The following is a 19684-nucleotide window of genomic DNA, read 5'->3' on the forward strand; positions in this document are numbered from 1 at the left end:
TAATAAAAAAGTAAGCGCTGATAATTCAGCGCTTTTTTTAATTTTTAATAAACTTTAACCTTGTAACCTTTTCTTTCTCCTTCAATTGAATAAAATAAACACCTCTTATAAGATCATGAACATTAACTTTGCGATCAGCTGATTTTCCAGTTTTTATTTTTTGCCCCGCAGTATTATATATTTCATAATCCAAATCAGAGACAATCCCATCAATCGTAACGACATTTGAAACCGGATTTGGGTATATATTGATTTCTTTACTTTTTTGATTTTCTACAGTTGACAAACTTCCACTTGTTAAAAGTGCCACACCATAATCCTCAACCTCTCCATAAACAAATGTTCCACAGGCAGAATTTGCCAGAGCCTGCGTCATCATCACTCTCATAGTTACACCACAAGTTCCTGCTGTCTGAAAGGCTGTAGATGGAATGGAAAATGTAGCAGAAGGAGAAGCACTTGTATTTGAACCAGAAAACACAATTTTCTCAGTAGCTTCAAAAACCCCATTTCCATTTAAGTCAATCCAGACACTTATTGATGCAGCAGAAGGAACCCCACTCCATGCTTTGGTTACTGAAATCATATTTCCAGTACTACCAACCAATAAATTTACTTTTCTTGAAGGATCGTTTCTGTAGTCAGTATAATTCGATGCTCCAGAATTGCTTACCATAGGTAAAAAGCCTCCACTGCCGGGACTTACCATAACATTAGAAATATGCATCAATCCGGAATCTGTAGAACCAGATAAACAATAATTAAGGGTAGAAACAAAAATGATTGATCCTGACCAGGTTCCAACTACGCCAGAACATATTTTAGCAACCTGAACCTCATATTGAGAACAAGGTATTAACCCGGTTAGGGTGAACGATGCCAAGGTAGAAATAGTAACCGTAGTCCATGGAGACACAGTCCCTCCCACTGGCCTAAATCTTATCAGGTAATCGGGTGTAGTAGGATCAAAAGTCCATGTAATAACAGCAGAAGTAGCAGTAATGTTTGAAACCTGAACATTGGCAGGTGCATTGGTATCACAAAATAGCGCACTGGAAGAATAAATGTTATCTTGATTTTTACCATTAAAAAAGGAAATTCCTATTAAGAATAGAAATACATAGAGTAAATTTTTTGTCATGTTTTATTAGTTTTTAACATTTTAATGAAAATTATACTAATATATTAAAATATCACTTATGTTATCTATTCCAATTTGTTCAAATTTTTAATTAATTTCAATTTTATATATAAACCTATCATGATACCTTGATTCATTGCCAAGGTATTTCTTTACCTCTTACTTCTATTTAAGAATATTATAGATTTAGAATTATATAATTATCTTCAGAAAAGCATTTAATTTATATATTTGGAGCATCAAAAATTTTTCATGATGATTTCGGTAAACAAAGCGTTCTATTTATCTGCTATTAGCTTATTTTCATTAGCTTTTGTAAAAGGTCAGCAAAAAATCCCTTTCGGGGTTGTAAAAGCCGAAGAAGGTTATGCCAATGTCCGTGTTCCTAAAGATAATTATAGAAAAATTGTAGATAAAATAAGGATGCGTAAAGGAGATGTTTTTCTTTATGTAAAACCTGCTCCCGGAGAAACAGAATGGTTATGGATCAAATATCCTGAAAAGCAGGATACCGAAAAACCATTCGTGAGATATGAAAATCTGGATAAAGAAGGTATGGTAAACAAAGAGCGTGTAGCCTTTATTGATCAACTACCACAGTATACTCCTTCAAAATCTAAAAACGGAAGATCTCTTATCTTCACAGATAACAACAATCCTAAAATACCCACAGCCCAAAGAAATAAGGTAATCATTGATGTATATCCTTCCAATGCAAGTTACCGTAAGATGGAAAAAGATGCTGATGGAACTATTCTTACCATTGATAAGGTGAAACCTTACGGAATAAGCAAGGAGCTTCCGGAAGGAATGACCGAAATCAAGTCTATACGAGTACAGCAAGTGGGAAGAGGTTCTGTTTTTGTGAGAGAAGCCATTAAAAATATGTTCCAGCCTACCATGGATTTCAATAACATTAGTGTGGCGGCTATTGACAATGATCATATTTTCATTTATATGGTCAATGGTTCCGGTGAAAACAGATACACCACACTTTGGACAATCCGGGAAGGGAGGGTGGCTCACCAGATTATTTATAAAAGTCCGGAATAATTCACTTATTTCTCTGTATTATTCTTATTTTTGCATTTGAAAAAGTTTTACACTTATTCATCACAGGAATCGGTTCTGCTTAACCGCAGATTAATAGGGAATCGTGTGAGAATCACGAACTGTCGCGCAACTGTAAAGTAACTAAAGTCTTTGTAAAGAATCCACTGTGCATAGCATGGGAAGGAAATAAAGATGTTACAAGTCAGGAGACCTGCCTTTTTCTATAAACAAAAAACTTTCGCGACTTGAAGTTTATTGATCTGATGGATTTTTCAGGAATATGAGCATTCCTGTATTATTCTGTTTGTTTCAATTGATTTCATTTCGCTTTAATTTAATAATGAAATATGACTACAGAAGAAAGAATTCAAGCATCCGAAACCAGAATCTTTAAAGCGGTTTTCCCTAACACAACCAATCATTACGATACCCTTTTTGGAGGAACGGCGATGCAATTGATGGATGAAGTGGCATTTATTACTGCGACCCGATTTGCAAGAAAAAGAGTGGTAACGGTGAGCAGCGACAAAATTGATTTCAAAAAGCCCATTCCTGCAGGAACAATTGTGGAATTAATAGGAACCGTTTCTCATGTTGGAACTACCAGTATGAAAGTAAATGTAGAAATCTATACTGAACAAATGTATTCTTATGAAAGAGAAAGAGCCATTGTTGGAGATTTCACATTTGTAGCAATTGACGAGTTCAAAAAACCAGTTCAAATACTATAATTAGAAAAGAAAACGCAAGTCGGATTGACTTGCGTTTTTTATTTCAACATGAATTTGAGCTCAGTAAGAAATATGTAATGATAGCAGGGGTTTTCGAAGTCTTTTGATAAAGGTTCTATCAAGAAATCCAAACCAGGTAGATCTCGATACATTTTTCTCCATTTCATTCCGAAAAACACTCGATCTGACGATATCAATCACCTCGAATCCAGCTTATTTTAAAACTTTTTCTGTTTCTAAACTTTTATTTAATAAAAACTGGAATGCTTCTCCCATTTCATCAGAAGCACGACTTATTGCGTTTTCCAACATATTTCTGATTTGTCCTTCAGTAACTCTGGCTTCTGTCCAACTCTTTCCTGAAGTATGGGAATTAAGAATAAACGGCATGATCCTATCTATTGCACACGCAAAAATAGCATCCGGGGTTTGTTCTTCTTCAAACTCCAGCCAAAGATTAAAAAATTCTGAACGTAAAGGTTCATCAAGAATTCCAAAAATATTCTGAGCAGATAATTTCTCTCTTTCAAATTTACCTACCATTGCTTTTTCATCAAATAAAAAGGTATCTCCAGCCTCAATTTCTACCAGATCATGAATAGACAGCATTCTTATTACCCTTAATAAATCGATATCAGTTCTGTTTTTAGCATACGGAAAAAGAACCTGTGCTAAAATGATGATCTGCCATGAATGCTCTGCCGTATTTTCTCTTCGTGAATCATCAGCATTATAATTTCTTCTCTGTACATTTTTTAAAGCATCAACTGCTAAAATAAAATCGATTTCCTTTTGTATTTTCATTGTACTATTCTTTATAATATTCTTTGATCGGATATTGTTTTGTTTTTACTATCCATTTATTTTTGACCTTTTCGCGTTTTGTCACTTTTACAAACTCACCGCCCATAGCATCTTCCTCAAGTTCATACACTTTATCAAGACCTTTTCGTGGAATAACCTGATATTCCGTCGTTAAATGCCAGCAGCAACCGGATTTAGAAAATGTAATAATTCTTTTCCTTTTTAAATCTGTCTGGAACATCCCTAAATTTTCAAAAGCTAGGCTGGTTAGTTCATCACTGATAACAAACTGTCTTTTTGTAGAATTGTAAACATATACATCGTATGATGGCCCGCCATAACTGCTTTCATTTCCATTGCGTATTGCAATATCTTCAAAACCATCAAAATTAAAATCATTAAAGATCAAAGGACTTTGTTCATTATACAGCTGAATAACATTGACACTTGGTTGCTGGTCTTTGTTCAAATAAAAATACAAATCATCTGAAGTTAAGGTCTGTACAACATGAGAGGTTTTCTTATCTCTTAATAATATAATCCCATTTCCGCTGCATTTTTCGCCATCACAATCTGCAACTGTTATATAAGCAATATATTTGTCTGATCCTGATTTGAGTTCAAAATGATGTTGCCCAAAACAGAAAGAACCATATAAGATAAAAATGATCAATATTTTATATTTATCCAAAATATACTTTTTTATTTGTTCAAAATACCCTTAAAATTTCTTAACAAAAATAAGAATAGCTATTAAAATATTCGTCATTTGCATCTGCTTTTAACTGATTTTGATTTTTCATAAAAAATTAATTAAAATTTATTTATTTGATAATCAATTAATTATATATAAATAAATAAAAATTTCACTACTTTGTATTGCATAATACCATTTTAATTACATATCTTTGTAATGTAAAATAAGAATAGGTTCAACTAGCTAGGAACTGATTTCTAAATATAACTAATTAAAAACCTTATTAAGATGAATACTGAAAATACCAAAGCGCAAATGCGAAAAGGGATTCTGGAATTCTGTATTTTAAGTCTTATCAATCATCGTGAAATGTATGTTTCCGACCTTATAGATGAACTAAAAAAAGGAAAACTGGACGTTGTAGAAGGCACACTCTACCCTCTTTTAACAAGATTAAAAAATGGCGAGTTTCTTTCTTACAGATGGGAAGAATCAACTGGAGGACCTCCGAGAAAATACTACCAGATTACAGAAAAAGGGAAACTGTTTTTAAGTGAACTTTTAAATACCTGGAACGAATTAACAGATTCAGTAAATCAAATTACTCAAAAAATTTAAAAAACAAAGCTATGAACAAGACACTCTCAATAGGACTCGCAGGTTTTTCTTTTACAATAGAGGAACACGCATACATAAAGCTTAGCGATTACCTTAATGCTCTTAGAAGCTCATTAGATGCTTCAGAAGTAGACGAGGTAATGCATGACATAGAAATTAGAATGGTTGAAATCTTCAGAGATTCTTTAGGAAAAAGAGAAGTAATCAACGACACAGATGTAGAAGGGGTAATTGCACAAATCGGTACACCAGAAAAAATTGAAGAACAGGAAGAAGCTTATTATTCTGAAAAGAACTCTAAGAGAACAAGCAATTCCGGAGCAGAATATTCTGATAAAAAACAACTATTCCGTGACCCTGAAAGACAAAAGATAGCAGGAGTTTGCGCAGGTTTAGCTCATTATGTAGGAATGGATATTACTGCTATGAGAGCAATCTGGTTAGGAGTATTTATCTTAGGAATATTTACTGCAGCTATTTCTTCTTCATTAATTGCATTGTTATATATCATCCTTTGGATCGTACTTCCCAAAGCAGAAACAGCAGCAGATTTCCTGAAAATGAAGGGAAAGCCTATGAACTTCGACAATCTTAAGAATGAGTCTAACAAACTGGTACAATTTGCCAATGAATCTACTCAGAGAGTCGGAGAAATATACATCGAAAACAAACCTTATATCAACAACGCAGGTAGTGGAATCTGGAATGTAGTACGTTATGTCTTAGGTGGTATCTTTGCATTAATATCATTTTCATGTCTGATCGGAGTATTCGTAGTTTTCGGATTTATGGGAAGTAATGATTTCCCTCCGATGAATGAAATGAATTTCTACTTTGATAGTGATGGAATGAGATACATCTTAATGGCAATGATTGTTTTAGGAAGTTTAATTCCAGCAATGCTATTCGCATTATTAAGTATTAAACTGATCTCTCCAAAAACAAAACTAAGAAATACGGGTTGGGTGTTAGGAGCATTGGTTCTTGGATTAATTGCAGTATCTACTTACTTCGGTATCAGCATGGCTAAAAAAGACATGTTCCTGAAAGGTCATAAAGAAGACACTGAAGAGGTATCAATTAATACAACATCAGATAGTATTTATGTTGATCTAAAGCAGATAACGATCCCTCAGAACTTTGTAGGATACGATGATGATCTTTATTCTGATAAAGTATCAGTCTTTAAAAAAGATTGGGTTGATGTACAAGTAACAAGAAAAGCTGATATAAAGACACCTTATTTAATCATTAGAAAAGAAGCAAAAGGTTATAATATTCCATTGAGCGTAAGTGTGCCGGTAGAAATAGTGAATAACAAAGTAATTCTTCCTAATTACATTAAATATCCATATGATCACCGTTTCAGAGATTATCACATTGACTATGAATTGGTAGTTCCACAAAAAGCAGTCGTAATCTCTTTAAAGAAAGACGGAATTGATTTTGACGGAGACCTAAATGGTGACGGAATCGATGATGATGATCAGTACAATGATGACGAAGATGGAAATATCAGAATTGAAAAAAATAAGATTTCTGTGAACGGATCTACAATTGAATACAATTCTGATGATAAAGACAGCATCATCATCAATGGAAAGAAAGTTCCTAATTCTAAAGCAGAAAAGATCATGGACTCTGTAAAGTCTGACATTAAAAAAATGAAAGGCAAGGTAGATATCCAGATAAAAGACGGAAAAGACGAAATATCTATAAAAACCAAATAATAAACTGCAGAGAGTGGCAGAAGGTGTGAATGGAAGACAACCGTTTGAAATTCACACTCTTCTTCTCTCCGTAAAACAAAAAAATAGTATTATTTAGTTCTTTATTCTAAAAAAATGTTATACCTTCGTGTAGTTATATAAATCATAACCAAATCTTTAACAAACACCTTAACCATGGTACAAGTAGCACTAGAAATCATAATGAAAATCGTAGATTTAATCAGCGGTTTATTTTAAGAGCGATAATATTTCAATATATTTGTAAAGTATAACCTGTTTGGTTATACTTTTTTGTTTTAATACGAAAATATATGAAAAAACTAATCGGCAAATTAATGTTGAAACTTATGGGCTGGAAAGTCGTTCTTCAAGGCGATGTCAACAGTCTCAACAGGTGCATCCTTGTAGTAGCACCTCATACCCACAATATGGAATATATATTGGGAAATTTTGCTTATTGGTCTTTGCAAAAACCATTAAAAATAATCATCAAGGATGCTCATACCAAAGGATGGTATGGAGGAATCGTAAGAGGATTGGGTGGAATAGGAATTGACAGAAGTCAAAAAAATGACTTGGTGAATTTCGTTGCCAAACAATTTGCAAAAGAAGATTTCAGCCTTGTAATTACTCCTGAAGGAACGAGAAGCTGGGTTCCGAAGTGGAGAAAGGGTTTCTATCATATGGCTCTAGCTGCAAAAGTACCTATTGTATTGGCGGCAGGTGATTTTAAAAGAAATATTATTTATCTTGGATACACTATTCCATATGAAAGAATTGCCACGGCTTCTTTTTCCGATATTATGAATGAGATCCAAAATTATTATATCAAAAATGATATTACTCCAAAAGTTCCGGAAAACTGGAATCCTAACATAATGGGTACAGAAAACGAACATCCAGCAAACTAATGTATATTGGGTAATACCGACTATCAATTCATCTATTATTTATAATTTCTTATTACTGCTATATGAAAAACATGACCAAAGAAGAGCTATTACAATTCCTTAATAACTGGGGAGGAGGAGAAACAATGGCCAAAGCATTAGAAATAAAATTCATTGATATTGATCAGGAGAATGAAATACTGACAGCAACAATGCCGGTACTTCCAAGAGTTCATCAGCCATTTGGAATTTTACATGGTGGCGCAAGTTGTGTTTTAGCTGAAACATTAGGTTCAAGCCTGTCTAATATTTTCATTGATGGTGACAAATATTATGGTGTAGGGACTAATATTAATTCCAATCATTTAAGAAGTAAAAAAGATGGAATTATAACAGGAACTGCACGCTTTATAAGAAAAGGAAGAACGATGCATGTTTCAGAAATCGAAATTCGTGACGAAAAAGGACAGCTGATCAACCACACAACAATGACGAATAATATCATTAATAAGTAATCTCTTTAGTGATAATTACATACAAGACTCATTTTTATGAGTCTTTTTTTATATACTTGCTGCAACCTTTTTACTTTTTTTCATCTTATAAGAAAAAAGAACTATGAGAATATTTTTACCTTTTTTATTGATACTCGGATTTTTCATTTCTTGTAAGAGTGATGATGCTGAAATGCTAGAACAAAAAACAAACTCTTATGATGTTTATGTTTCAGGCAAAGAAAACAACCAATTCTGCTATTGGAAAAATGGGATAAAACACAATATAGCCACCAATTCTTCAGAATCCAATCCATCAAAAGTATTTGTCTCCGGAAATGAAGTTTATATTAAAGGAAGATACGGATACTGGAAAAACGGAAATTATACAACGTACTACCAGGCTGCAGGGATGACAAGCTCAGATGTAATTGATATTTTTGATTTTTATGTAAAAGGCGGAAATATTTATTTCGTTGGTTATACCTGGCAGCCCACGAATCCCGCTCCTGATAAATATGAATTTTGCTTTTGGAAAAATGGGGTTAAAACACTTTTATTTAAAGATACCTTCACATACAATGACAATTGCACGATTACTGAATTTAATTCTGATGTGTATGTAGGTGCGCAAAAAAAACTAAGTGGAAATACTAATCAGGGATATTTTAAAAACACAACTTTTTATCCGATAACAACATCCAGTCAGAATTTCACAGAAATAATATCTAATGAAAATAATGTATATTTTACTTCATTTAATTTTTACAAAAATTTAATTACTGGCGTACAAACCAGTTTTACCCCTACTCCGACAACAGGTGGTTATCTGCCTGCATTAGATCTTAATGATGTTTATATTAATGGAAGAACTGGAATCTATTATAAAAATTCAAATTTAATTTACTCCTCAAGCCCTTCTCCTATCATTAGAGATTTAAAAGTTACCGACCAAAATATTTATATGGTAAGATCTACTCTTAATAATACTGAATTTAAAATTTATATTAATAATGTAGAAACTCAGGCCATTCAGAATACCAATTTTGACTCAGCTTTTAATAATATTACAGTGGTAAAACTATAAATATGTCAAACACCGACTGGCAAAAAATATATCAGGAAAATTCCCCAAAACTCTTGGGGATTTGTCGTAGATATATACAGGATATTTATGCTGCTGAAGATATTGTTCAAGATAGTTTTATTGCAGCATTACAAAATAAGCACCAGCTTAGAGATGAAAAATTACTATTTGCATGGTTAAAAAAAATCGTAGTGAATAATGCTTTACAATATTTGAGAAAGAGCAGTAAAGAAACTTTCATTACAACTGAACCTTCAGAAATCCCAGATACCCTTTCAGAGATGAGCGATCCTGTTTCAGAAGACAAAAAACACATTTTTATATATGATTTCACCAGAGAAGAATTGTTATCATCTATTGACAACCTTCCTTCACATCATAAATCAGTTTTCAATTTGTATTTTATTGAAAAATATTCTCACTCAGAGATTTCCCGTTTACTCGGAATTACGGTTAACACCTCAAAATCTCATTTATTAAGAGCAAAGAAGTCCATTCAAAACTACTTGCTGAGTGGTATAGATCAAAATACAACAAAGAATAAAAAGAAAATGACACAATTACTTGTTTTCTTTGGGTTGGGAAGCTTGGTATGGGCACAAACTTTCAGAAGTAAATTTTCAGATTTTAGTATTACTCCTTCCAAAATATTCGAAATCTCTGAAAGTACTAAGACTAATACCACTCCACCTCCATTGGTTCCATCACAAATATGGAAAAAGAAAGTGACCATTAGCTCAATAATTTTATTAATTATTATAGCTTCTATATTTATAATTACATCTAAAAAGAGTCATCTTTCAAAAGAAACACCAACAATTACATCTGATAAAATTCAAGGCCGTAAAACAGCAGAAATTACTTCTCAAAAGCTTACAACAAGTACAACCCCAATTGACCAATCATTTGATAAAACTTTAGATCAGAACAATAATCAAGTTCCAGATGTAAAAGCTCAATCTATGTCAAAAGGAAAAAGCGCAGACAGTAAAGAAAAATCAAAGAAAATTCTTTTGAAAGATTCTGTCCAAAATGTTCCTGAAAAAATAATCGTTGTAAAAAAAATTATCCAAAGAGATACGATATTTGTAGAAAGATAAAAACTAACAATCTAAAAACTATGTTTCTTAAAAAAGTACTTTTTCTATTTTCAATTATCGTATTGCATTTTTCACAAGCTCAAAAAAAGAAAATTGATACGGTTTATGTATATGAAAAGGTGATTGTACATGATACTATTTATCTAGAAAAACCAATTAAATTAAAGTTAAATGGTATTTCTATTCCCTCATTAAACTTAGTGGAAACAGAAATTAAAGATATCAATCGAGCAAATATTGTTGACAATAAAACTGAACCTTCAAAACAAAGTCTATTACCCACAAACTTCCAATATGGTATAACCTTTGGAATTGGTCTAAAAAACAGCAGTTGGGCAAAAGAACTTTCAAATAAAAAACAGCAGTTTGGAGAAAATATTGGAGCATGGATCTCAAAAAGCATTATTACCCCGAGATTATCATTAATGCTCTCAGCCAATGTCTATTATTGGAATTCAACTTTTGATTTGGATGCCAATAAAGAAGATACTTATTTAAATGGATTTTATTTTACAGAAGACCTTCAACCCTTGCTTTTCCAAAGATTTAATAACAAACATTTTGAATATGCGCTTCAGTTACAATTATTCTACGAATGGAAAAATATCCGCCCATTCATCGGGTTCTTGGCTAATAGAAATGTCTACAAGATGCAATTTCTAGTTCCTGAAAACAATGTTTTGGATAAATTAGATGATTTTAAAACCTCTAAAAATAACTATGGATTTACTTTTGGGGTGCAGTATCGATTGATGAAAAGGTTTTTATTGTCTTTGGATTATCAATGGTATCAAATGAAGAATATTTCATTAAAAAACTCATCATTTGATTTTGACATTTTTAAGACTAATAATACCTTTGCAGAACGAAAGATTAACTTAGGATTGTCCTATATTATTTCTAAGTAATATTTTCTAAAAGCAGCAGACTAATGATTTACTTTAAACTTCCTTTTAACGAAAAACTATATACCACAACCGAAGAATCTTTTAAAAATTCAGTTACTTTTTATCCATTCGATAGTACTGATCGCCTTCGTTTTAAAGGTAATATCAGAGAGGTAAATACAGAAGAGTTTGCAGCGATAGAAATCACAAATCAATTACTCTCACAAGATAAAGATCACTTTACCGGCGAAACCGAAAAAGAATATCTGGAAAAGCTGGATGATGTAATCAAGGTAATCAAGGAAAATAATTTACCCAAATTGGTCCTTTCAAGAAGAAAAATTATCAAAAATTTCAATTTCATTGATCTAAAAGAAAGCTTTACAAATCTGTGTAATTCCTATCCTAATGCTTTCAGATATATTTTCATTGATGGCGAAAACTCTTGGATGGGTGCTTTTTCAGAAGTTTTAGGGAAATTCGATAAGAAGACTCACCAATTCGAAACCATGAGCCTTGCAGGTACGTTACCTGTTTCAGAAAGCTGGTCTGAAAAAGAAATCGAAGAACAGAAACCGGTGTCCATATACATTCAAAATATCTTTGAAAAATATGCTATTTTAGGAAATATTGAAAAGTCACCCACTTATGATCACATTTCGGGTAATATTAAACATCTTAGAACGGATTTTAGGGCAAAGATCAAACCTGAAGATGTAGATCATATCATTAAAGAATTACACCCAACCCCTGCTGTTTGTGGAATCCCAAAAGAATTCTGCAAAGAAAAAATTCAGGAGTTTGAGAAATTTCCAAGGGAATATTATGCTGGTTATATCAAAATCGAAACAGAAGATACTGTTCAATACTTCGTTAATTTGAGATGTGCCAAGCTTTATAAGGACTCTGTCCATTTGTTTGTTGGAGGAGGAATCACCGCACAAAGCAATCCTGAAAAAGAATGGCAGGAAACTGAACTTAAATCTGAGGCTGTTTTGAAAAACCTTGTGATTTCATAGATTCAAACACTCCCTACCATTTAAGAAACATTTCATTTAATAATTAGCTTTCGTATTATTTTAAATGATTAAATTCACCATTATTCAATTAACTGGTGGTAATAACAGTTCACTATACTATTAACAAAAAAAAAATAACGATGAAAACTCTGTTTCTGATTTGTTTGTTTCTTGTTATTTCCTGCAATAATAACAAGAATAATAGTTCATCCCAAAAATATGATGAAAGCCGGGAGCTCGTTCCCAATCCTGAAGGGTACCAAAAAGATACTTTCCCTTCTGATACCATGCATCATTCCTCTGCTAATAAAGATTCGATCAAGACGAAAAATAAGAATATTAAGTAATCATTTACCCGAGTAAAAGACCTGTTAAGCATTGTAGAATTAGCTTTTTTTCACTGAGTCAGTCATTGAAAATCAAATAAATTTATCACAAGTGGTTAGGTAAAATTAAAAACCACTACTCAATTGCATGATTTATTGAAAATTTGCCTTAAAAAATCGATCTACAAATAAAAATATAAACGATTGAAAATCAATACAAAACACACCTTTCGTTTAATTTTTTTTTCGTAATTTTGCATAAAACAAATGAATGAAAAAATCTACCTATTATTATAGGAGGAAGGTTCCTGATACCCTCAGCCTACTCAATACTTTCTTCCTTACTTCCAGAAATATTACAGAAAATTCAGAAACCACCAACTCAGTCTATATCTATAATTGATTGAGTAAGAAGATGTGCTCTCAAAACAAACGATAGTAGCTTTACTTGTCATGAGTTCACATGTAAATTATTAAATGACACAAATAAAAAAACAAAATGATGTTAAAAAAAAATAGTAAAATTATCAAAACTATGGTATTTCTAATGCTTGTAGTACTAGCAGGTTATGCAATACAGTTTTCTCCTTTCATTTTAAAGCCCATATTTACTGTGATCAATCAGGAAAAATAAATTCCAATACAATTTTAAAATTATAGGAAATAAAAAAACCACTTTCAATTCAATTTGAAAGTGGTCTTTTATATTATTTAAAATAAAGATTATTTCTTCACTCCTATCTTACTCCATGTATTCAATACAAAAAGTAAAATGAGTCCGATTGCCGCTGAAGCAATTGAAAAAACAAACTTTAGATTATCTTCAGATAAAACTTCTGACTGCCAGTCTAACGCATAAAGATTAATTGCGATAAAAATGATAAATAGTACTAAAAATACTTTATAAAACTTCTGCATGATTCTTAAAAATTAAAATAATTCTGCACCAATTGGGCAAAGTTAGCGGTGAATAATTTAATTGAAATTGCTAATAGGATAATTCCAAAAACTTTCTGCAAAACTGCCAATGTAGCCTCGCCCATTTTCTTCTCCAGCCATTTAGCTGATTTCAGCACCAAATATACGAAAATTGTATTGAGAATAATTCCACAAATGATATTAATATCATGAAATTCAGCTCTCAACGATAAAGTAGTTGTTAAAGTTCCCGCTCCGGCAACCAAAGGAAAGGCAATAGGAACAATAGATGCTGATTTAGCTTCGGTAGTCTTATTGATTTCAATTCCCAGAATCATTTCCAATGCAATAACAAAAATTACAAATGCTCCGGCAATAGCAAAAGAATTAACATCCACTCCGATGAATTTTAATATTTTGTTTCCTACAAACAAAAAAACCATCATGATAATCCCTGCTGTTATCGATGCTCTTCCTGCTTCAATTTGTCCAAATTTCTGTTGCAAACTAACGACAATAGGAATAGATCCTATAATATCTATCACCGCAAAAAGAACCATAAAACAGGTTAGAACTTCCTTTAAAGAAAAATGATCAAAAATTTCCATCTTTTGTATTTAATAATTTCGCAAAAATATGAAAAATAAATGACTATTTGCTAATCTTTGAATACAAATTAACAATAGCAACTAAAAGTTCATCTATTCCTTCTGCAGATTTCACAGGAGAGAACTTTTCTATCTCGATCTTTTGTGAAAGTGTTCTGTATTCCTCAGCGACCGCAACACCTTTATAACTTTCCAAAAATTTTACAAAATCTTTTGTGGAGCCCTGGAAGTACTCTTTTCTCACTTCTTCATCCAATTCATCAACGGTCTGAAAGAATTTTTGATAATCACCACCATCTTTAAGATTTTCTAAATAACTGAAATAATCATTAATATCAGTTTTTAATCTTTGTCTTATTTCATTTTCTGTTTCTGCAACTGATCCAAGAGGTTTTGATGGTACGGTTTCTTTAATCAATTTGCGCTTTTTTTGCCAAGTCTTGAAAAGAAGATAAAGTACAAATAAACCTAAAAGAATAGCAATATTTGTCAAAAGAATATTCCAATGAAACTTGTTCTTTTCTTTAACTTTAAATGTTGTTGTTTTAAGCACAGGTGTATTTACCGTTTCCAAAAGACTATTGGTATATTCATTCACTCTTTCAACTGTAGAACGTGCTTCCATGATCTCATCATGAGAAAAAGCATTAAGTGCCAATGTTTCCTGTCCAAGATTTACGTATTCTTTATTAGCCGGATTAAAAAATGCAAATGGTTCTGTTTTAATAGAAATAAGACCTGCCTTTTTCGGAATGATCACATAATTGGCAAGAACCTCACCTTTTATCCCTGCTGTTCCCGGAACAACTTTAGAAGTAATCTTTGGGGTAAAAAATTCGTAATCAGGAGATTCGGCAATCTTAGGTAAATTCATATCTGTTAAATTACCTTCACCTGAAACTTTTATTACTACATTCAGTGGCTTTTTAACTTCCACCTTTTCGTTTGAAGCATTGAAAATACTTACATTGAAGTTTCCTACTGCATTTTTAAAACATTCAGGAGACCCTTCAGGAAGTTTTTTGACATTAAGCTTTACCTTATTGGAAAGGATTTTATTCTTACTGGCATAGCTGCTTAGAGAAGCTGACACAGAAGGAACCTCAACATAACCTGCTTCATTAGGAAATATCATAAACATTGCTAAAACCTGCGAAGCCATATTTCCATAATCAGATGGATCAATCTCTGATCTATTGAAATTAATAGGATGAACATTCATATTATCCTGATTCGGAAGATGAATATTTTTAACTTTTCTAAAATTATCAATATTTCTGGAATAGACTTTTAAAACAGCAATGGTCGGCTGATCCTGATACACCTCTCTATCCTCAATCTCCATATTGAGGTACACATCATTTGAATTACTCGCTACCGATTTTTTCTCAACATCCTTTACAAAAATATCGAAAGGTTCGGTTTTGTAAATTTTATTATTGATCGTAACCAGCACTGAACCTATTTTTACCTTTCCTTTTTGCTTAGGTTCAAGAGCAACACGTGTTATGTATTGGGTAATGACAGTATTTGTTTCAGGATCCATATAGCCACTGCTTACAGATCCGCTACCTACCATATTGAATTTTGATAAATCAGGTAAACGAAGTGGTGTTTGCTGGTTATATTCACTCCCATTCAGTTCAAGGATAATGGTAAGATTTACGATATCCTTGCTGCTATAGTCTGTTTTATCTGGAGTTACGGAAATATTAACCTGTCCGTAAGAAATTACGGAAGTAAGAATAAACAGTATGTAAATCAGTCTATATTGCATCACCAATCTTTCTCGTTGCTTTGGGGCATCGAGTAAGAATCTTTATTTAAAATTCTTCTGGCGGTTTCTTTTTCTTTTTCGCTTACTTTATTTAATATTGCGTTTTCAAGATCCTTTGGCATTTTACCTTCATTCTTCGGGTTTTGATCAGGATTATTGCCTTGCTGACTTTCCCCTTGATTCTGTTGGCCTTTTCCCTGATCTTGTTTTTGATCTTTTGGATTTCCTTTTTGATCATCATTTTGTTGTTGGTCCTTTCCACCACCGCCCTTTCCAGATTTATTCTGTTGGCTTTTCTTTTGTTGGCTTTCCTTTTCCTTCAACTTCGCAATTTCGTAATTCTTTCTAGTAGCTTCGTTATAGGGATCCTGTTTTAAGGACTGCTTATAAAAATCGGCTGCTTTATCAGGCTGATTCATTTGCATATAAGTGTTCCCTAAATTATAAAGAGCCGCCGCTTTATCTGGCAAGGTCTGAGACAATTTCTGTGCCTTTTCAAATTCTCCCCTTGCCTCTTCATATTTTTTATTTTTATACAAAGCATTTCCTAAATTGTAATGTGCCGTAAAATCTTTTTCATTGGATTTAATAGCTTCCATGTATTTGGAAGATGCGCCATCATAGTTTTTACCATTAAATTTTTGATTGCCTTCATACACTAAAGTCTTGTAATTTTCCTGAGCAAACAAAGAACCAGACGTTAGAAAAGCAATTATAAACGATAAAAAAATGATTTTAGTATTCATTATATGCAAAATTATTCGTTTAAATGTTAATAAACAGGCTTTTATTTGTTAAAATTCGGTTAAAGTGTCTTTAAAAATACAGGAAAAAAACGAGAAAATTACACATTAAAATCACGTTTTGGATTAAAAATGTAAATCAGGAAGAAAAACAGCAAAGAGACTACCAGAAAATACTGATAATAGTGATTGGCATTTTGAGATTTCACAAGAGTTTCAGATGATGACATTTTCTTATTTAAAGCATCAATAATCCGATCTGGAGCCTCATTGATATTATTTCCATCAATATAAGATCCACCTGTAGATCCAGCTAATTTTTTTAGTGCTTGAGTTTGTCTTTTAGAAATTACAGTTTCACCAGCCCCATCTGCCTTGTACCCCATCAATTGTCCAAATACATATTCAGGAACAGGTGCTCCTTCATCGGATCCTATTCCTACAGAAGTCACCATGATACCTTCTTTATTAGCCAATTTTATGGCAGCATTATCATTTCCTTCATTATCTTCTCCATCACTTAACAAAACAATTTTACGGGCTCCTTTGCTTACATTTTTAAATTTGTTTACAGCAGCCTGCATTGCTTTCAGAAAATCGGTTCCCTGGATCTGCATAGAACTGGTCTCAATGGCATTGATATAGGTTTCAGCAGAGGTATAATCTGTTGTCAAAGGCATGATAGAAGTTGCTTCACCAGCAAAAATTACGATGCCGATTTTATCGCTTTTCATTTTCTGCATGGTGTTGATCATGATATTTTTTGCTTCACTTAATCGGTTGGGATTAATATCCTCCGCATTCATTGAATTGGAAACATCAAGCATAAAAATGACATTATTCAATTTTTGGTTGGTCTTAATTTCTTCAGAACCATTTAAAAGATCGATAATAGCAAATATTAAAAATAAAGTTCCAAGCAAATATAAAGTAGGAAATACTTTTGTAAATCCGGATCTTTTTTCAAACAAATCTTCATGAAACTGACTATCCGCAAAGATGATCTTTCTTTTATTCTTCCACTTCAGATAACGAACCAACATATACCCCAACAGCGGCAAAAGCAACAGCAATAATAAATACCAATAATTCCCTAAATACCAATCCATCAGCTCAAAAATTTATAAAAAACCCATCTTAGCAATGCATCCATAACGAGCATACCTAATGCTATCCAAAGAAATATTTTAAAATATTCCTGATAATTATATAGTTTAGAAACCTTTACATCAGATTTTTCTAATTGGTTTATTTCATCATACACTTCCTCTAAACTACTATTTGAGGTTGCTCTGAAGTATTTCCCTCCTGTTGTCTGAGCAATTTCTCTTAAAATAGGTTCATCGATTTTAACTTCTGTCTCCGTAAAAACAAGATCCCCAAAAATATCAGTTTGTGTTGGCATCAAAGCATATCCATTCGTTCCAATTCCTATCGAATATACTTTTATGTTGTTATTCTTTGCCAGCTCTGCTCCCACCTGTGTAGGCATTGCATTTTCAATGGTGTTGACCCCATCTGTCATCAGAATAATAATCTTACTTTTTGCCTTACTGTTTTTCAAGTGGTTTACTGCTACAGATAAACCCTCACCAATTGCAGTTCCCGGCTGTAACTCTAATGGATTAAGATTTTTCAATTCATCGATCACAACCTGATGATCAGAAGTTACAGGAACTTTAGTAAATGCTTCTCCTGAATAGGTAACCAACCCTAATCTGTCATTGGGACGTTTTTCTACAAACTTTATAGCTATATTTTTAAGTGCCGTTAAACGATCAGGCGTTAGATCTTTCGCTAACATACTCAAGGACACGTCTACAGATAACATGATATCAATTCCTTTTGTATCATCCCTATCCTGCGAAATGGTAAATGTTCTTGGTCTTGCCATAGCAATAATAAGCGCAGACAATATGATGTACTTGGATATCTTAAGCAAAAAAAGTACAGCCTGAATCCCACTGCTATTATTCATATTTTTTACAGTAGGAACCTTTATACCTTTCTTTTTCTGTTTACTTACATCTCTAAAAAAAAGAGGAATAAATAATGCAAAAAACAGTAAAAACCAGGGACTATAAAACTCGAAATTAAACATCCTTTCTTAAGTTTTCAAATTCAAGATCTTTAGAAGATCTTTTTACAAATTCTCTGATATCTGCAAAATCATTTTCCATGGTTTGCTGATCCGGGAATGTCTTAGCAAACTTCACTAAGTCTCCTCTCAGAAATACCTCTTCGACCACCTTTTCATTTTCAAGAGAAATTGTATTATTCTTCTTCATCAAATGAACCAGATCATCTGTAAGCAATACATCTGCCGGTAAGTGATACTGCTTGGTAATAAACTTCCTTGAAATATCGATTAATTCTACATAAAAGGAACGATAGTTTCCTTCTTCTATGTATTTTTTCTTTTTAAGTGAATCCAGTTCTTTCAGCGTTTGATTGGTTGCAACAACTGGACTGGCTTTTGATTTTCGTCCCCATTTCAGATACATGATCAGAGCAACTATGAATGCGATTACTCCCAAAGCGGCTAAAATATACCATTTATAAAGCTCCCAATAATCTTTGGCTCCCAATTTCACTTCCTTATTCTTCATGATATCATTAATCTGATCTCCTTTTTGAGCCGTATTAATAACATCTATTTCGTAGGGAATGGTTTTTAATATCTTGTCTCCTACTTTAAATTCAAGTACAGGAATTGTAAACTTCCCTTCTTCATACACAGCAAATTCTATTTTCCTTTCATAAGAGTTAGGTTGAGTTCCGATACTGTCTTTCACTTCTTCGAAATGAAAAGGCAATAGCTCATTTTTAGCTGCTGCAGTAACAGGCTGATTATTCAGATTATCAATTTTGATCACAAAATGATTAACCTCTCCTAAAGCGAGAGTCTGCTTATCTAAATGTGAGGAAAGGATCTGTGAAAAAGTATTCACACAGACCAAAGAACATAATATAAATAGTATTTTTTTCAATTTCAATTCAATTTTGGCCAAAGCCAGCTATTTTACAATGATACAAAGAAAACTGTATCTGTAAAAAGCAA

Annotated in this window: 23 protein-coding genes and 1 riboswitch; of the genes, 13 read left to right on the plus strand and 10 right to left on the minus strand. The window is 32.6% G+C overall.

Annotated features, from left to right (window positions below; all coding sequences use genetic code 11):
- Nucleotides 1-37: 37 nt before the first annotated feature.
- Nucleotides 38-1141, minus strand: coding sequence for a GEVED domain-containing protein (locus JHL15_RS17050; protein ID WP_200247710.1), 1104 nt, complete (start codon nt 1139-1141; stop codon nt 38-40).
- Between the two features lie 252 nt (nt 1142-1393).
- On the opposite strand from JHL15_RS17050, the gene JHL15_RS17055 reads away from it, so the two are divergent.
- Together JHL15_RS17055 and JHL15_RS17060 are read left to right on the plus strand one after the other, a co-directional pair.
- Nucleotides 1394-2194 (plus strand): hypothetical protein, encoded by an 801-nt coding sequence (locus tag JHL15_RS17055; protein WP_200247711.1) that lies wholly within the window; start codon nt 1394-1396, stop codon nt 2192-2194.
- Between the two features lie 53 nt (nt 2195-2247).
- A riboswitch (cobalamin riboswitch) is annotated at nt 2248-2427 on the plus strand.
- Nucleotides 2428-2541: 114 nt separating this feature from the next.
- The gene (locus tag JHL15_RS17060) at nt 2542-2925 is read left to right on the plus strand and encodes an acyl-CoA thioesterase (protein ID WP_089027276.1); all 384 of its coding nucleotides are present in this window, start codon (nt 2542-2544) and stop codon (nt 2923-2925) included.
- 213 nt (nt 2926-3138) lie between these two features.
- Here the strand turns inward: JHL15_RS17060 and JHL15_RS17065 are convergent, their stop codons facing one another.
- Both JHL15_RS17065 and JHL15_RS17070 read right to left on the minus strand, forming a co-directional pair.
- Nucleotides 3139-3729 (minus strand): HD domain-containing protein, encoded by a 591-nt coding sequence (locus JHL15_RS17065; RefSeq protein WP_200247713.1) that lies wholly within the window; start codon nt 3727-3729, stop codon nt 3139-3141.
- 4 nt (nt 3730-3733) lie between these two features.
- The gene (locus JHL15_RS17070) at nt 3734-4420 is read right to left on the minus strand and encodes an FG-GAP repeat protein (RefSeq protein WP_200247714.1); all 687 of its coding nucleotides are present in this window, start codon (nt 4418-4420) and stop codon (nt 3734-3736) included.
- Between the two features lie 294 nt (nt 4421-4714).
- On the opposite strand from JHL15_RS17070, the gene JHL15_RS17075 reads away from it, so the two are divergent.
- The 11 genes from JHL15_RS17075 (at nt 4715) to JHL15_RS21320 (ending at nt 13211) form a co-directional block, all read left to right on the plus strand.
- A complete protein-coding gene (locus JHL15_RS17075) occupies nt 4715-5044 on the plus strand; it encodes a PadR family transcriptional regulator (protein WP_200247715.1) in 330 nt (109 codons plus the stop codon).
- An 11-nt stretch (nt 5045-5055) separates the two neighbouring features.
- Nucleotides 5056-6774: a PspC domain-containing protein gene (locus JHL15_RS17080; RefSeq protein WP_200247717.1), complete on the plus strand. Its 1719-nt coding sequence runs from the start codon at nt 5056-5058 to the stop codon at nt 6772-6774.
- A gap of 311 nt (nt 6775-7085) precedes the next feature.
- Nucleotides 7086-7685, plus strand: coding sequence for a 1-acyl-sn-glycerol-3-phosphate acyltransferase (locus JHL15_RS17085; protein WP_200247718.1), 600 nt, complete (start codon nt 7086-7088; stop codon nt 7683-7685).
- A gap of 62 nt (nt 7686-7747) precedes the next feature.
- Complete coding sequence (locus tag JHL15_RS17090) at nt 7748-8179, plus strand: PaaI family thioesterase (RefSeq protein ID WP_200247720.1); 432 nt, start codon at nt 7748-7750, stop codon at nt 8177-8179.
- A gap of 103 nt (nt 8180-8282) precedes the next feature.
- Entirely contained in the window at nt 8283-9245 is a 963-nt protein-coding gene (locus JHL15_RS17095) for a hypothetical protein (protein WP_200247721.1), read from the plus strand.
- A 2-nt stretch (nt 9246-9247) separates the two neighbouring features.
- Complete coding sequence (locus tag JHL15_RS17100) at nt 9248-10345, plus strand: RNA polymerase sigma factor (RefSeq protein WP_200247723.1); 1098 nt, start codon at nt 9248-9250, stop codon at nt 10343-10345.
- Nucleotides 10346-10365: 20 nt separating this feature from the next.
- On the plus strand, nt 10366-11253 hold the full coding sequence (locus tag JHL15_RS17105) for a hypothetical protein (RefSeq protein WP_200247725.1): 888 nt from the start codon (nt 10366-10368) through the stop codon (nt 11251-11253).
- 23 nt (nt 11254-11276) lie between these two features.
- Complete coding sequence (locus JHL15_RS17110) at nt 11277-12251, plus strand: chorismate-binding protein (protein ID WP_200247727.1); 975 nt, start codon at nt 11277-11279, stop codon at nt 12249-12251.
- Between the two features lie 140 nt (nt 12252-12391).
- Nucleotides 12392-12598 carry a hypothetical protein gene (locus JHL15_RS17115; protein ID WP_200247728.1) on the plus strand — a complete coding sequence of 69 codons (207 nt, stop codon included), beginning with the start codon at nt 12392-12394 and terminating at the stop codon, nt 12596-12598.
- Nucleotides 12599-12848: 250 nt separating this feature from the next.
- Nucleotides 12849-12980, plus strand: coding sequence for a hypothetical protein (locus JHL15_RS21315; RefSeq protein WP_262895638.1), 132 nt, complete (start codon nt 12849-12851; stop codon nt 12978-12980).
- A gap of 96 nt (nt 12981-13076) precedes the next feature.
- Entirely contained in the window at nt 13077-13211 is a 135-nt protein-coding gene (locus tag JHL15_RS21320; RefSeq protein WP_262895639.1) for a hypothetical protein, read from the plus strand.
- Between the two features lie 89 nt (nt 13212-13300).
- On the opposite strand, the gene JHL15_RS17120 is transcribed toward JHL15_RS21320, so the two are convergent.
- The 7 genes from JHL15_RS17120 to JHL15_RS17150 form a co-directional block, all read right to left on the minus strand.
- Nucleotides 13301-13495, minus strand: a complete 195-nt coding sequence (locus tag JHL15_RS17120; RefSeq protein WP_200247730.1) for a hypothetical protein — start codon at nt 13493-13495, stop codon at nt 13301-13303.
- Between the two features lie 5 nt (nt 13496-13500).
- Complete coding sequence (locus JHL15_RS17125) at nt 13501-14103, minus strand: MarC family protein (protein ID WP_200247731.1); 603 nt, start codon at nt 14101-14103, stop codon at nt 13501-13503.
- Nucleotides 14104-14146: 43 nt separating this feature from the next.
- Complete coding sequence (locus JHL15_RS17130) at nt 14147-15880, minus strand: BatD family protein (RefSeq protein ID WP_200247733.1); 1734 nt, start codon at nt 15878-15880, stop codon at nt 14147-14149.
- The gene (locus JHL15_RS17135) at nt 15880-16626 is read right to left on the minus strand and encodes a tetratricopeptide repeat protein (RefSeq protein WP_200247735.1); all 747 of its coding nucleotides are present in this window, start codon (nt 16624-16626) and stop codon (nt 15880-15882) included. Before JHL15_RS17135 ends, JHL15_RS17130 begins: the two co-directional genes overlap by 1 nt.
- Before the next feature lie 98 nt (nt 16627-16724).
- Complete coding sequence (locus tag JHL15_RS17140) at nt 16725-17732, minus strand: vWA domain-containing protein (RefSeq protein ID WP_200247737.1); 1008 nt, start codon at nt 17730-17732, stop codon at nt 16725-16727.
- The gene (locus tag JHL15_RS17145; protein ID WP_200247739.1) at nt 17732-18724 is read right to left on the minus strand and encodes a vWA domain-containing protein; all 993 of its coding nucleotides are present in this window, start codon (nt 18722-18724) and stop codon (nt 17732-17734) included. The genes JHL15_RS17140 and JHL15_RS17145 overlap by 1 nt, the downstream gene beginning before the upstream one ends.
- Entirely contained in the window at nt 18717-19613 is an 897-nt protein-coding gene (locus tag JHL15_RS17150; RefSeq protein WP_394369198.1) for a BatD family protein, read from the minus strand. The genes JHL15_RS17145 and JHL15_RS17150 overlap by 8 nt, the downstream gene beginning before the upstream one ends.
- Nucleotides 19614-19684 lie beyond the last annotated feature (71 nt).

This window comes from Chryseobacterium paridis, assembly GCF_016595215.1.
Classification (GTDB): domain Bacteria; phylum Bacteroidota; class Bacteroidia; order Flavobacteriales; family Weeksellaceae; genus Chryseobacterium; species Chryseobacterium paridis.

Excerpts from the sequence above, each read along its gene's own strand:
- JHL15_RS17110 (WP_200247727.1), top strand. The coding sequence starts at position 11,277 with ATGATTTACTTTAAACTTCCTTTTAACGAAAAACTATATACCACAACC.
- JHL15_RS17095 (WP_200247721.1), top strand. The coding sequence starts at position 8,283 with ATGAGAATATTTTTACCTTTTTTATTGATACTCGGATTTTTCATTTCT.
- JHL15_RS17100 (WP_200247723.1), top strand. The coding sequence starts at position 9,248 with ATGTCAAACACCGACTGGCAAAAAATATATCAGGAAAATTCCCCAAAA.
- JHL15_RS17105 (WP_200247725.1), top strand. The coding sequence starts at position 10,366 with ATGTTTCTTAAAAAAGTACTTTTTCTATTTTCAATTATCGTATTGCAT.
- JHL15_RS21315 (WP_262895638.1), top strand. The coding sequence starts at position 12,849 with ATGAAAAAATCTACCTATTATTATAGGAGGAAGGTTCCTGATACCCTC.
- JHL15_RS17065 (WP_200247713.1), bottom strand. The coding sequence starts at position 3,729 with ATGAAAATACAAAAGGAAATCGATTTTATTTTAGCAGTTGATGCTTTA.
- JHL15_RS17085 (WP_200247718.1), top strand. The coding sequence starts at position 7,086 with ATGAAAAAACTAATCGGCAAATTAATGTTGAAACTTATGGGCTGGAAA.
- JHL15_RS17115 (WP_200247728.1), top strand. The coding sequence starts at position 12,392 with ATGAAAACTCTGTTTCTGATTTGTTTGTTTCTTGTTATTTCCTGCAAT.
- JHL15_RS17125 (WP_200247731.1), bottom strand. The coding sequence starts at position 14,103 with ATGGAAATTTTTGATCATTTTTCTTTAAAGGAAGTTCTAACCTGTTTT.
- JHL15_RS17135 (WP_200247735.1), bottom strand. The coding sequence starts at position 16,626 with ATGAATACTAAAATCATTTTTTTATCGTTTATAATTGCTTTTCTAACG.
- JHL15_RS17055 (WP_200247711.1), top strand. The coding sequence starts at position 1,394 with ATGATGATTTCGGTAAACAAAGCGTTCTATTTATCTGCTATTAGCTTA.
- JHL15_RS17145 (WP_200247739.1), bottom strand. The coding sequence starts at position 18,724 with ATGTTTAATTTCGAGTTTTATAGTCCCTGGTTTTTACTGTTTTTTGCA.
- JHL15_RS17075 (WP_200247715.1), top strand. The coding sequence starts at position 4,715 with ATGAATACTGAAAATACCAAAGCGCAAATGCGAAAAGGGATTCTGGAA.
- JHL15_RS21320 (WP_262895639.1), top strand. The coding sequence starts at position 13,077 with ATGATGTTAAAAAAAAATAGTAAAATTATCAAAACTATGGTATTTCTA.
- JHL15_RS17130 (WP_200247733.1), bottom strand. The coding sequence starts at position 15,880 with ATGCAATATAGACTGATTTACATACTGTTTATTCTTACTTCCGTAATT.
- JHL15_RS17090 (WP_200247720.1), top strand. The coding sequence starts at position 7,748 with ATGAAAAACATGACCAAAGAAGAGCTATTACAATTCCTTAATAACTGG.
- JHL15_RS17060 (WP_089027276.1), top strand. The coding sequence starts at position 2,542 with ATGACTACAGAAGAAAGAATTCAAGCATCCGAAACCAGAATCTTTAAA.
- JHL15_RS17050 (WP_200247710.1), bottom strand. The coding sequence starts at position 1,141 with ATGACAAAAAATTTACTCTATGTATTTCTATTCTTAATAGGAATTTCC.
- JHL15_RS17140 (WP_200247737.1), bottom strand. The coding sequence starts at position 17,732 with ATGGATTGGTATTTAGGGAATTATTGGTATTTATTATTGCTGTTGCTT.
- JHL15_RS17080 (WP_200247717.1), top strand. The coding sequence starts at position 5,056 with ATGAACAAGACACTCTCAATAGGACTCGCAGGTTTTTCTTTTACAATA.
- JHL15_RS17120 (WP_200247730.1), bottom strand. The coding sequence starts at position 13,495 with ATGCAGAAGTTTTATAAAGTATTTTTAGTACTATTTATCATTTTTATC.